The organism is Acinetobacter sp. ABJ_C4_1 (genome assembly GCF_044538495.1).
In the GTDB taxonomy this organism is placed as follows: domain Bacteria; phylum Pseudomonadota; class Gammaproteobacteria; order Pseudomonadales; family Moraxellaceae; genus Acinetobacter; species Acinetobacter nosocomialis_A.
This window is the reverse complement of record NZ_JBIUCQ010000007.1, coordinates 99,566-111,873: the sequence shown is the minus strand read 5'-3', so window position 1 is coordinate 111,873 and position 12,308 is coordinate 99,566. Positions and strand designations below refer to the sequence as shown.

General features: G+C 39.0%; 12 protein-coding genes. 5 read left to right on the top strand and 7 right to left on the bottom strand.

Features of this window, described 5'->3' with window-relative positions; all coding sequences use genetic code 11:
- Positions 1-86: 86 nt before the first annotated feature.
- Positions 87-302 carry a KTSC domain-containing protein gene (locus ACIF8R_RS10780; protein WP_396480692.1) on the top strand — a complete coding sequence of 72 codons (216 nt, stop codon included), beginning with the start codon at positions 87-89 and terminating at the stop codon, positions 300-302.
- Between the two features lie 62 nt (positions 303-364).
- On the opposite strand, the gene ACIF8R_RS10775 is transcribed toward ACIF8R_RS10780, so the two are convergent.
- Both ACIF8R_RS10775 and ACIF8R_RS10770 read right to left on the bottom strand, forming a co-directional pair.
- On the bottom strand, positions 365-952 hold the full coding sequence (locus ACIF8R_RS10775) for an O-methyltransferase (protein WP_263613302.1): 588 nt from the start codon (positions 950-952) through the stop codon (positions 365-367).
- A 45-nt stretch (positions 953-997) separates the two neighbouring features.
- A complete protein-coding gene (locus tag ACIF8R_RS10770) occupies positions 998-1,216 on the bottom strand; it encodes a DUF1653 domain-containing protein (RefSeq protein ID WP_396480689.1) in 219 nt (72 codons plus the stop codon).
- A gap of 254 nt (positions 1,217-1,470) precedes the next feature.
- Between ACIF8R_RS10770 and ahpF the strand changes: the two genes are divergently transcribed.
- Both ahpF and ACIF8R_RS10760 read left to right on the top strand, forming a co-directional pair.
- Positions 1,471-3,036: an alkyl hydroperoxide reductase subunit F gene (gene ahpF / locus ACIF8R_RS10765; protein ID WP_396480687.1), complete on the top strand. Its 1,566-nt coding sequence runs from the start codon at positions 1,471-1,473 to the stop codon at positions 3,034-3,036.
- Between the two features lie 173 nt (positions 3,037-3,209).
- Entirely contained in the window at positions 3,210-3,554 is a 345-nt protein-coding gene (locus ACIF8R_RS10760) for a hypothetical protein (RefSeq protein WP_191108487.1), read from the top strand.
- A 62-nt stretch (positions 3,555-3,616) separates the two neighbouring features.
- On the opposite strand, the gene ACIF8R_RS10755 is transcribed toward ACIF8R_RS10760, so the two are convergent.
- On the bottom strand, positions 3,617-4,228 hold the full coding sequence (locus tag ACIF8R_RS10755) for a glutathione binding-like protein (RefSeq protein ID WP_000781338.1): 612 nt from the start codon (positions 4,226-4,228) through the stop codon (positions 3,617-3,619).
- Between the two features lie 208 nt (positions 4,229-4,436).
- Positions 4,437-6,875: an ExeM/NucH family extracellular endonuclease gene (locus ACIF8R_RS10750; RefSeq protein ID WP_396480686.1), complete on the bottom strand. Its 2,439-nt coding sequence runs from the start codon at positions 6,873-6,875 to the stop codon at positions 4,437-4,439.
- A gap of 145 nt (positions 6,876-7,020) precedes the next feature.
- Between ACIF8R_RS10750 and trmB the strand changes: the two genes are divergently transcribed.
- Positions 7,021-7,737: a tRNA (guanosine(46)-N7)-methyltransferase TrmB gene (trmB, locus tag ACIF8R_RS10745; RefSeq protein ID WP_396480684.1), complete on the top strand. Its 717-nt coding sequence runs from the start codon at positions 7,021-7,023 to the stop codon at positions 7,735-7,737.
- Positions 7,738-7,907: 170 nt separating this feature from the next.
- Entirely contained in the window at positions 7,908-8,534 is a 627-nt protein-coding gene (locus ACIF8R_RS10740) for a glutathione S-transferase (RefSeq protein WP_263613296.1), read from the top strand.
- Between the two features lie 13 nt (positions 8,535-8,547).
- On the opposite strand, the gene ACIF8R_RS10735 is transcribed toward ACIF8R_RS10740, so the two are convergent.
- The 3 genes from ACIF8R_RS10735 to ACIF8R_RS10725 form a co-directional block, all read right to left on the bottom strand.
- Positions 8,548-9,327, bottom strand: a complete 780-nt coding sequence (locus ACIF8R_RS10735; protein WP_396480682.1) for a Rossmann-like and DUF2520 domain-containing protein — start codon at positions 9,325-9,327, stop codon at positions 8,548-8,550.
- A 103-nt stretch (positions 9,328-9,430) separates the two neighbouring features.
- Positions 9,431-10,849, bottom strand: a complete 1,419-nt coding sequence (locus tag ACIF8R_RS10730; protein WP_396480680.1) for an OmpA family protein — start codon at positions 10,847-10,849, stop codon at positions 9,431-9,433.
- Positions 10,850-11,061: 212 nt separating this feature from the next.
- Positions 11,062-12,297, bottom strand: coding sequence for a dihydroorotase (locus tag ACIF8R_RS10725; RefSeq protein ID WP_396480678.1), 1,236 nt, complete (start codon positions 12,295-12,297; stop codon positions 11,062-11,064).
- Positions 12,298-12,308 lie beyond the last annotated feature (11 nt).

Here is a 12,308-nt window from a genome sequence, read left to right as displayed (position 1 = left end):
TCCCCGCGACCTCAACATTGAGTAATGTCAAATAAACAACTGGTTAATTTTTGAGTAAGTTTGATATGAAATAAAGGGGTGCATTTATGGTGAATACAGCGGTCATCACTTCATGGAAATACAATGCGACATCGCGTCATTTAAAAATATTTTATAGCGATGGTTCGGGAGATCTATATCATCCTGTTCCGGAATTTGTTTATGACAATTTATTACGTTCAACGGATAAAGCCGCTTTTGTACATAAATATTTAGAATTTAATTTGCACTTTACACGACTCTCTTTGGTGATTGCCTCATAACAAATATAAAAAAGGCCTGTTCAAAACAGGCCCGACTGGAATATAAAACGATTTCAGTAAAATTATTTTGTGACTACTAAACATAAACCTGCGCCCACAGGCACAATACTGCTCATGAAATCTGCATCCTTTTTAATTAAAGATAAAAAAGAATTTACTTCTGCTGCATGAGAAATCACATTATCAACGACTAAAACTCCACCTTTAGGCTTAATTAAACGTTTTAAATCTGGCCAATAACTTTCATATACATCACGTTCAGCATCTAGCAAAATAAAATCATAAACTTCATTTGCTTCTTTTAAATAATCGGCTGCATCTCCCACCCAAAATTGAACAATTTCACTGAGTTCTAATTCAGCAACATGGCGTTTCGCCTCAGCACTTCGCTTTGCATCAATTTCAACTGTAGTCACCTGTCCACCAGTGGCCTGAGCGGCTTCAGCTAGCCATAAAGTTGAATACCCTGTCGAAGTACCAATTTCTAATAGAGCCTTGGCTTGCTGCATGCGAATAAATTGCGAAATTAATTTTGCAGATTCTACTTCTATGTTGCGGTATCGTTGTAAACGATCAGATTGCTGTGAATCATGCTGTTTAAAGGTGTCATATAAATCGGCAACTCTTTGTAAGAAAAAAGTATTTGGCATATATTCACCCTTTTAAATCGTTATTTTATATGAAGGTCGTTTGAGTTAAGTGCTTTGAATTAACTTGAAACGCGGCACGATACTTCCGTCAGCCATTTGCACCGTTTCAGTAAACATATCTAGCGGACGTACCCAAGTTGAATAGTCACCATAAAGACACTGATAAACGACTAACTCTTCTTCAGTTTCACTGTGTTTTACCACAGAAAAAACTTGATAGAGATTACCTTTATAATGCTGATAAATGCCGCGTTGCAATGACATGAAAGTACCTTTTAATGTTATGACATAAAATCTTTACAGCCATATAACATATATAAATTTTTAAATACTTTCACTTTAAAAGATAAAAAGAGTAATAAAGAGCGTTTAGAGATAAATTATTGATCTTATTTATGAATAGATTTAATAATTCAAAAAACCGATCAAATCTATAAAAACATACTGTTTCACCTATTCATTGTTTTAACGTACTATGCATCTATTGAAAGAATTTGGATGCATTGGAGTAAAAACAGATGTTAGATCAAAACATTAAAACTCAATTAAAAGCTTACTTAGAACGTTTAGAAAGTCCAATCGAATTAGTTGCTGCTTTAGATGAATCAGATAAAGCTGCTCAAATTAAAGAGTTAGTGACAGAAATCGCTGAGCTTTCTGACAAAGTGACTGCCCGTTTTGATGGCAACAATACACGTCGTCCAAGCTTTGGTGTGGCTAAAGCAGGTGAACAACCTCGTGTGTTCTTTGCAGGCTTACCAATGGGTCATGAGTTTACGTCTTTGATCTTGGCTCTGTTACAAGTGTCTGGTTATGCACCTAAGGTTTCTGATGAAGTGCTTAACCAGATTAAAGGTTTAAACCTCAAAGCCAACTTTGATGTGTTTGTATCGCTAAGCTGTCATAACTGTCCAGATGTAGTACAGGCGCTGAACCTGATCGCGATTTATAACCCGAACACCACAGCAACCATGATTGACGGTTCATTCTTCCAAGACGAAGTGGAACAACGCAAAATCATGGCTGTACCGATGGTATTCCAAGACAACGAACACATTGGTCAAGGTCGTATGACCCTTGAAGAGATTGTGGCGAAACTTGATACCAACTCAGCTGAAAAAGATGCAGCAGCACTCAATGCCAAAGATGCTTTTGATGTATTGGTGATTGGTGGTGGACCTGCGGGTGCAACAGCTGCAATCTATGCAGCACGTAAAGGTATTAACACAGGTATCGTAGCTGAACGCTTTGGTGGTCAGGTGATGGATACCATGGACATTGAAAACTTCACTTCTGTGCAAAAGACTCAAGGTCCTAAGTTTGCTGCTGAGATGGAAGCACATGTTCGTGAATACGATGTCGATATCATAAACTTGCAACGTGTCAGCAAAATCACAGGTGCCAACCAAACTGAAAATGGCCTAGTTGCAGTTGAACTTGAAAACGGTGCGAAACTTGAATCGAAAACTGTGATCCTTTCAACAGGAGCACGTTGGAGAGAAATGAACGTACCAGGTGAGCAAGAATACCGTACCCGTGGTGTTGCGTACTGCCCACACTGTGATGGTCCATTGTTCAAAGGCAAACGTGTTGCCGTGATTGGTGGTGGTAACTCAGGTGTTGAAGCTGCAATTGACCTTGCAGGGATTGTTGAGCATGTAACTTTGGTTGAGTTCGATACAAAACTACGTGCAGACCAAGTGTTGCAAAACAAGTTAAACAGCTTGCCAAACACAACTGTAATTATGAATGCCTTAAGCACAGAAGTGTTAGGTGACGGCTCACAAGTAACCGGTCTTAAATATAAAGACCGTGCGACTGATGAAGAGCATGTGGTAGAGCTTGCAGGAATCTTTGTACAGATTGGTTTACTACCAAACACTGACTTCTTGAAAGACAGTGAAGTTGAGTTAACCAACCGTGGTGAGATCATTGTGAATGACCGCAACGAAACCAATGTGCAAGGTGTATTTGCTGCAGGTGACTGTACCACTGTGCCTTACAAGCAAATCATTATTGCTACAGGTGAAGGTGCTAAAGCATCGCTCTCTGCGTTTGATTACATCATTCGTTCTGGGCAGTAAAACTGCTTAGCTCCTTCTTCTTGAACGAAAGCCTAGCATTGCAAAATGCTAGGCTTTTTTAATACTAGAGTTACAACTTTTTAACAATTTTCGATCTTTATTAATCATTTACTTTATGTTTATATTTTAGACATCCATAATTTTGGATGCCATGAATTAGAAGGAAAAACACAATGAATAAATTACTTGTTGCTTTAGGTCTTGCTGCGACTGTTGCCCTTGTTGGTTGTAATAAAGATAAAGCTCCAGAAACTGGCGCGACTACAGGTGAACATTTAGAAAATGCTGCTAAACAAGCAACCGCTGATATTAAATCTGCGGGTGACAAAGCTGCGAGCGATATTGCAACTGCTACAGACAATGCTACAGCTAAAATTGATGCTGCTGCTGACCACGCTGCCGATAAAACTGCAAATGCTGCTGCACAAACTGAAGCAACTGCGCGTAAAGCAACTGCTGACACAGCTCAAGCTGTTGAACATGCAGCTGCTGATGTAAAAGAAAAAGCTCAACACTAAGTTATATTCAACATAAAAAAGCCCCTATTGATTAGGGGCTTTTTTAATAGATTTAAAATTGTTTATGAAATTAAACCTTCATCACGCATCGCAATTTGTACAGATTGACGCTCAGCAACTTTATTACGCAATGCGATAATATGTTTATACGGCGTTAAATCATGCTCAATTGAATTTGACCAATTTGTTAAAACAAATAAATATGCATCAGCTGGACCAAAATTATCATTTACTAAATAGTCATAATCCGACTCAGCCAGATAATTATCGATATATTTTAAAAGACGATCGATTTCAGCATAAGCTTTGGTCTTTTCATCGTTTGTTAACGGTGCCCCAAAAAATACCGCATAAGCATCATGTAGTTCAGAGTTCAAATAACCCAACCATTCCAACACTTTCGCACGGCCTAAGCCTGAAGGAGGAATCAAATCTTGTTTAGGATCATGCTGAGCAAGGAACGGTAAAATCGCCACGTTTTCAGTCAAAATCAAACCTGGGTTAATTTCTAAAGCTGGTACATAGCCCTTCGGGTTAATTTCGTAATAATCTGCACCTTTTTCTGTTTTATGTGTTTTTAAATTTACTCGTTCTAAATCAAAATCAACATTAATTTCATTTAAAATAATATGTGCAGCTAAAGAACATGCGCCTGGCGAATAATATAATTTCATATCTGATCCTTCTTATCTTACATTAACGTTTTAAATTGCTTCTAAAAAACCTGCAAGGTTTGTACAATTCCTTAATTGTAAAAAAGCGTAAATTTATAAATTACTTACACTATCTAATATTCTTGAAAAAGTTGGACCTTGCAAGTTGTCTTGCGTGACGATTGTTTAAAATATGATAAAACACATTCCCATCACGCATTTTTTACCGTTAATTACGTTTAAAAAGTTGGCTAAACCATTCCACTAATTGGTTTAAGAAATCCAAAATAGGATTTTTGTTGCCATTATCAGGATGACTTGAATCTTTACCATTTAAATCTAGATCAACAATTACAGGATCATGGTCCGAAGAACGATAAGCATCTTCACCATAAAACAGAGCCTTTTGCTCATCAGTTTTATATTCTTCGTTGTAATCTAGAACAGTTGGTTCATCTGCATTGATATGCCAAGCAAACGTACGAATTACTTTAGGATATAAATCTGCATCGGCAATTGCATGATCTAAGTTACCCGCGCCGCCATTACCATTTGCATCACTTGCCACACCAAACACATAGCTATATGCCTGAGCGCCTTGCCCAACCTTAGCATCATTGAGTAAGACTTTATAATTGGCTTTTTCAAAGGCTAAAATAGGTTCTTCTTTTGCATAGCTATTCATATCCCCTACCAGCAAAGCGTTTTGCTTAGGAACTTGTGTCGGGTTTTTCGCGAGCCACTGCACAATTTGATCAACTGCTTTTACACGAGTCGGGTTCCAACAACCTTGTCCATCTTTTTGGTCCGCATCCGTAGAGTTAACATCAACTCCAGTACAGCCTTTTGACTTCAAATGGTTTGGAATAACGGTAAACGTTTTATTGCCACGAACAGCTTGGAAAGTCTGTGCTAAAGTCGTTCGATTTTTATCGCCCAAATCAAGCACAACAGGTTTGTTTAAAGGCTTCACACGCTTACTGTTATAAATAATCGCAACAGCAATAACATCGCCACCTAAACGGTCCAAGTTTTCAGGAACTACATATTTCCAGTCTGGACCTAATGCACTGGTTAAATGAGCGATTGCGCTATTTGAACCATAACCATTGTTGGCTATTTCCATTAAACCGTACACATCAGCATCAATCGCTTTTAATGCACTGACAATTTTACGGTGCTGTTTATCAAACTCTGCTTGTGTATTTGCACCACGCTCTGTTGGGAAGCCTGTTGCACCATTGTCATAGTTCAAAACGTTAAATGAAGCTACACGAATATGATTGGCATTTTTTGTGATGACACCCTGACGTGGATTTGTTTGAGTAACAACTTCTGGTTGCGTACGTCCAAGCACTGGCTGTACTCGCCAACCATTAAAACGATACTCTAAAATCCCTTCAACATTTTTAAGCTGATAACCTGAACGTAATGTATTGGCAGCACTAAAATTTATCGGTAACCACGGAGTACGGTTTTGGTTGTTATACCCATCATCAAAAATGATTTTTGATAATAAATTTTTCTGAGCTAAAGCTTTTGCTTCGGGTGATAAGGCTGGATATAAATTGGTTGGAATATATAAGCGACCTAAGCTTAATGAGAGTTCACCATAACGGCCATAGTTATAGTTTTCACTTACCGTTAAAGCTTGAGGTAACTTAACCAACATACCTTGATAGCGCTGCGGAGCATTGGTTGAACCGCCTGTTAAGCTGGCAAACGGGAGTTCAAGGCTAATCGGCTGAACCTGATTTGCCATATTGCTATTACAGCTTTGAATATCCTGCTGTAATTGATCAATTTGTAGCTGGTTTTGATAGCTTGTTAAACGGCCTCTTAAAATAACCTCATCACCAACTTGGCCACCTTTTACCGTGCTACTATTTGGAATATAAACAAAAATGGCATTGCTCACATTTGCACGTGCTTTGGTGTCAGGTGTTTGAATATAAAAGCCTGAGAAACCATTGGCATAACGGTAGTCAGCAGTAATCACACCACGCACTGTATAAGTCTGGTTTTGTGTTGACGTTGCTAAATCGGCAATGGGTGTATCTGAGCTCGAACAACTCACCGTTTGCACCGGTGGCTGGGTAGTAGAACCCGATAGATTTGAAAAATCATTTCGGTTTGCCCATGCTGTCCATGAGTGGTCCAAATCAAATGCTGCGGTTGGGTCAATACTTAAAGCTGGATTTTCAGTTCCAATACGTTTAAAACTATTTCCCAAACTTGAAACAGCCGTTCCCCAACCTGCCTCAGGTCGCTCACCAATACGTCCAAAACGATCGACAGGTGTGCCTTTATAAACGAGTACAACTGCATCATCACCATTAAAAGACAAGGCAGCTACTTGATTTACTTTATTGCCAAGTTCAGTTTGCAGCTCTGAGCGACCCACTAAAAACTTCTGCTTACTCGCAAGTGTACCCTGTAAACGGAAAGTCACCGTTTTGGCAGTACCACCATTATTAAACTGTTGAATTTCATAGTCTGCTAAGTTAACAGTAGTTCCATCTGGGTTATAAATCTCTAACCCTTTTTTATTACTGCTGCCATCAACATACTGGCTAAACATAAGCTGTGCTTGAGCAACTGAGCTATATGAAAATGCACCAAATGCACTTAAAAAAACTGAAAGTGTTCTTAATTGAAAAGTTTTCATGATTAAAAATGTTCATGTGAGTTTTAATTAGCTTCTTAGATTAAATATTGATCATGACATCTACATGAAGAAAAACACCGAAATATTTGACTTGACCACCTGAAGACTTAAAATACCGCATTTGAATTTCAATATTGCCAAGGTTATGTCGATCGATCAGTTAGAAACGCAAATTGCAGACTTAGACAATTTGCCTGAACACCGTGAAATTGTGACGTTTATGCGTCGTTCAGCACCACTTAATACGTCTCAACGCACGGCATTAGAACAACATCGCGATTTAATTTTGGAATACCCCGTTGGTGACTTACGTCAGCACTTCGAACATCCAGAACGTCCTTTAACTGTTGAAATCGGTTTTGGTATGGGTCGTTCATTAGTGCTTATGGCAAAAGCCAACCCTGAACGCAACTATGTAGGTATTGAAGTACACGTACCTGGTATTGCTCAATGTTTATATGAAGCAGGTATAGCGGAACTTAAAAACTTACGTGTACTCGATGCAGATGCGATTCAAGTTTTACGTGAAATGCCAGACAACAGTATTAACTGTGTACAACTTTACTTCCCAGACCCTTGGCAAAAGAAACGTCATTTCAAACGCCGTTTTGTTATTCATGAGCGTATGCAATTGGTTGAACAAAAACTTGAGCTTGGTGGTACTTTCCATGCAGCAACAGATTGGGAACCATATGCAGAATGGATGCTTGATGTACTCGACAATCGTCCAGATCTTGAAAATTTGGCTGGTAAAGGCAACAGTTACCCTCGACCAGAATGGCGTCCTGTGACTAAGTTTGAGCGCCGTGGTATTGAGTCAGGTCATAAGATTAATGACTTTATCTTTAAGAAGGTTAAGTAAATAATAAAAAAGGCTTAGTAATAAACTAGGCCTTTTCTTTTTAATATCAAAAATAAACATATATCTTATCTATTCTATTTCCACTTATTAATTAATGATTGCCAATCTAAACGAATCTAGCTATTTATAGAGACTGGTACTTGCCATACTAAAAATACTAAGGACACTACATGTTAAAAATTTTAGGGCGCGATAACTCAATTAACGTTCGCAAAGTCTTATGGCTATGTGAAGAATTAAATCTTGAATATGAAAGAGAAGACTGGGGTCGAGGCTTTCGTTCTGCACAGTCACCAGAATATTTGCAATTAAACCCAAATGGTCAAATTCCTGTTGTTTTAGATGGCGATTTAGTCCTTTGGCAGTCCAACAGTATTATCCGTTATCTCGCCAATGCTTACGATAAAGAGCATAAGCTTTACCCTACTCAAGCAAAAGAAAGGTTCTTTGTTGACCAGTGGATTGATTGGCAAGCGATCGAGCTAAATAACAGCTGGACCTATACGATTATGTCTCTACTTAGACATTCTCCAGATCATCAAGATCCAAACTTATTACAACAAGGTATTGATAATTGGAATCGTCATATGCAGATTCTCGATCAACAACTTGCAAAAACTCAAGCCTATGTTGCAGGTACTGAGTTCACTCTAGCGGATATTCCAATTGGTCTATCTGTACAGCGCTGGAAGGCCACTCCTTTTGACCATCCAACACTTAAACATGTCGACCAATATTTTGAACGTTTAAATCAACGTGCGGGTTTCTTGAAATGGGGAAATAACGGCGAACCTTAATTTTAAATAAGCTTTAAACTGAGTGATGGCGCTTCACGATGCCATCACTTAAAAGTTGATAGACCTGTTTTAAATCATCCCGTTCTGCTTGGGCTAATAACCCCTGATGCATTGCCAAGATATTCTGGTCTCCCCTTACCGCAGGTCCAGTTTGCATTTGTTTCGGATCATTTTCAGTGGCTTTTTTTGCTGTTTCCACAATTAATGGATAAAGCAAGCTAAAGTCGACTTGTTCTGCATCCACAATCTGTTTAGCCATATCAAAACAGTAGTTACTAAAATTACAGGCAAACACAGCCGCTAAATGTAAAGTTAAACGTTGTTTTGAAGTGTATTGATATACTCGATTACTTAGGCTATTTGCTAAATCAGAGAGTATTGCTAAATCATTTTTATTGGTCGCCTCTACAAATAATGGCGTGGCTTGCCAATCAACATCTCTTTCTAAGCTAAATGTTTGTAATGGATAAAACACCCCTGCTTTTTCATGTACCTGACTGATAACTTGAATGTCTGTACTCCCCGAAGTATGAACCATAAGCGTTTCGGGAAATAACTCGTGTACCTGCGTTGCAAGGTCAGCAATAGAACTGTCTGAAACAGCTAAAATAATTAAATCACTTGGTTGAAACTCTTGAAGAGACTGACATGCTTTCGCTTGAATTTGCTCTGCAAACTTCTGGGTTTTCTCAAAATCACGCCCATAAACTTGTGCGATGTTATGTCCCTTAGCCAAAAGTGCCTTTGCCAAATGAAAAGCAACACGGCCACTTCCTAACAAACTGATTTTCATGTCAACCCAACAATATTGATCTCTATAAAAAAAGCTTCTCAAAATGAGAAGCTTTTTTCAAATCAGAATTCAATAAAATCAGATTTTTTTATGAATCTATTGATTATTGCGCTACTGAAAACTCAATACGACGGTTTTTAAAGCGTCCTTCTTCAGTTGTGTTTTCTGCAACAGGGTTTTCTGAACCATGACCTTCAGCAACAAGTTTAGATGCATCTACTCCTTTAGAAACCAAGTAATCTACGACCGCTTGTGCACGGCGTTGAGAAAGGGCTTTATTGGCAGCAGCATTACCTGTTGAGTCAGTGTGGCCACCTACGTTTAATTTCACACTAGTCACTTTATTTAACAGTGTTGCAGCTTGGTCAAGAATGGCTTTGTTATCTGCAGGAATTTCACTTGAACCACTCGCGAAGTTAATAATTTGTAAGTTAAGCGCTTTAACTAAAGCATTTACATCTACATTGTTCGGGTCAATTGAGCCTAAAGCAGTTTGTGAAGCAGTTAAGCTATTACTTACAGATTGCTCAGCTGTTTGTGGTGCAGCTGAAACAACCTCAGTATGAGGAACGAGTGCTTTTACTTTTGCTGTTAAAGCTTCTAAAGCTGCGGCATCACCTGCTTTCAATGTGATTTTGTCACCTACCCACTCTAAAGACGCATTTGGAACACCTTTTAATGCGCCGAGTACACCCTCTAATGCATCTTTATCGGTAAATGCAGCAGCATAAGTTTGGCTAGTATCGACGTTACAGTCTTTAGTGGCTGAAAGAACTTTTTTAACTTGGGTTTGCAAAGTTGCCAAGAAGCCCTGATCACCAATGCCTGCCTGACATTGACTCACAGCACCTTTATCATCTGTACTTAAAGTTAAGGTAGCAGGCGCAGCAGCAGCGGCCGCTACACCACTTGCAGGAGCAGTTTCAGGTACAGGTGTCGCCTCTTTATGGTGGCAAGAGCGCCATAACCACGCAATTAATAGCCCAAGGATAATAAGCGCAATAATAGGTAAGAAACCACGAGATTTACCAGTCGTTTCCGTTGCTGCTGCAAGCGGAGGTGCTGTTGATGAAGTTACTGATGATAAACCCGCACCAATACCTAATGGTGCCAAAAGTCCAACTGCCCACCCCGGCAAGTATGAACGGATTGTTTCAGCATGCTGACGTAAATAGTTCACAATGCTTTGTTGATCACTTCCAGCGATATCAGAAATCGTATTAAGACTAGGTTTGATTGCACTATTAAGTGTACTTTCAATCTCAGCAGATGGCGCAGTACCACTTAAATGAGTCAGTACGGTATTTTTAATTTGGTCATTATGAGAAAAAAGATCTGATAATGATGGAGTCACACTGTTTTTCAATTGTCCAATAAGATCAGGTTTAGCCGCTAATAATGAAAGTAAGATTGGATAAAATTTAGATAAAGCATTTGTTTTGTCGCCCAAGAATCCATCTTGGTTGTTTAATATTGTTGATGATACTTTTTCTTTAAGCAGTTCTATAGGGTTTATCGACATTGGTTATTCTCCCGAATCTTATAAGTCGTAACCAGCAACTTTTGATTATTCAAATACTTCTATTTGCTGATAGTTTTTTATTCTAATGCGCTTGAAATCTTTTGTTGTCTTTTAAATAATTTATATACAATTTTCCATCGAGTATTTACAAAACAGGCAGATCGTTATGATCTGCCTGTTTATATTTTGAATAAGCTTTTAGCTATTAGAAACTATATAGCAAAAGTCTGTAATACTTTACCAGTAAGGTTTTGGCCTAGTAATGGTGTATTTTTCCCTTGAGATAAAATAGTGTCTTTGCTTAAGGTCCAGCTTACTTCAGGATCGACTAACACCCACCCTGCTTCAGCTTGCCAACGCGCAGTCATGTTTGCTACCTGCGCAGGAGCACTTGTTACTTTAGTAACCCATTCAAGCGGCTCAAACAAACCTTCATTAATCAGCTGAATACCTAAAGCTACATAAGTATCAAATGCACTAATACCTGGTTGAGTTTCAGCAAACGGTGCCATTTTCGCTGAACTGCTTAAAGGTTCATGATGCGTACAAATTGCATCAATCACACCTTGTTTTAAACCTTGGCGTAAAAGTTCTTTATCTTGCTCAGAGCGTAATGGTGGACGAACATGTGCTAGCGAGTTAAAGCCATCAGTTAATTGTTCTGTTAAATGTAACTGATGCATTGCTACATCGGCAGTCACAGGCAAGCCTTTTGCTTTTGCTGCACGAATTAATTCAACCGACGCACCGCAAGACAACAAACCAAAGTGAGCTTTAACACCTGTCGCTTCAATCATAAGCAGGTATTTAGCAATCGCTACAGTTTCAGCAATTGCCGGAATCATTGGTAAACCTTGACGCGATGCGATAAAACCTTCATGAGCGCAGCCATCTTTAGCAAGTTGCGGTTCTTCAGCATAGAACACGACTGTTAAACCAAGACCAGCGGCATACTCTAATGTACGAACAACAACATCGTCATTTTCAAAGGCAGCATTCGCATTTGAAACAGCAGTACAACCACCCTTTTTAAGGCCTGCCATATTTGCTGGTTGCTTACCATTTAAGCCTTGAGTTTGAGCACCAATAATATGCATATGAATGCCGCCATCAAGCCAAGCTTTTTCAACTAAGCCATGAATGAGGGCGCCATTGTCTTGAACAATCGGCTTTGAGTCTGGTGGGGTAATGACGTGCAAGATACCATTAGCACGTGCAGCCTTCCCTTCAGATTTAAGCGTACCATGCTGTTGCTGACCCGGTTCACGCAGACGTGCACACAAATCAACCATGGTTGGCATTAACCATTTGCCTTGACCATCAATGGTTTGTTCAACCTGCTCAACTGGAGCAATCAACTTACCGTCTTGAATATATACAGTTTGTACGCTGTCTGTTTTTTGGATTGGGTCTAACACACGTACATTTTCAATTTTTACAATACTCATGTGATCCATTC

Coding starts and splice junctions, on each gene's coding strand:
- ACIF8R_RS10780 (WP_396480692.1), top strand. CDS start 87: ATGGTGAATACAGCGGTCATCACTTCATGGAAATACAATGCGACATCG.
- ACIF8R_RS10775 (WP_263613302.1), bottom strand. CDS start 952: ATGCCAAATACTTTTTTCTTACAAAGAGTTGCCGATTTATATGACACC.
- ACIF8R_RS10770 (WP_396480689.1), bottom strand. CDS start 1,216: ATGTCATTGCAACGCGGCATTTATCAGCATTATAAAGGTAATCTCTAT.
- ahpF (WP_396480687.1), top strand. CDS start 1,471: ATGTTAGATCAAAACATTAAAACTCAATTAAAAGCTTACTTAGAACGT.
- ACIF8R_RS10760 (WP_191108487.1), top strand. CDS start 3,210: ATGAATAAATTACTTGTTGCTTTAGGTCTTGCTGCGACTGTTGCCCTT.
- ACIF8R_RS10755 (WP_000781338.1), bottom strand. CDS start 4,228: ATGAAATTATATTATTCGCCAGGCGCATGTTCTTTAGCTGCACATATT.
- ACIF8R_RS10750 (WP_396480686.1), bottom strand. CDS start 6,875: ATGAAAACTTTTCAATTAAGAACACTTTCAGTTTTTTTAAGTGCATTT.
- trmB (WP_396480684.1), top strand. CDS start 7,021: ATGTCGATCGATCAGTTAGAAACGCAAATTGCAGACTTAGACAATTTG.
- ACIF8R_RS10740 (WP_263613296.1), top strand. CDS start 7,908: ATGTTAAAAATTTTAGGGCGCGATAACTCAATTAACGTTCGCAAAGTC.
- ACIF8R_RS10735 (WP_396480682.1), bottom strand. CDS start 9,327: ATGAAAATCAGTTTGTTAGGAAGTGGCCGTGTTGCTTTTCATTTGGCA.
- ACIF8R_RS10730 (WP_396480680.1), bottom strand. CDS start 10,849: ATGTCGATAAACCCTATAGAACTGCTTAAAGAAAAAGTATCATCAACA.
- ACIF8R_RS10725 (WP_396480678.1), bottom strand. CDS start 12,297: ATGAGTATTGTAAAAATTGAAAATGTACGTGTGTTAGACCCAATCCAA.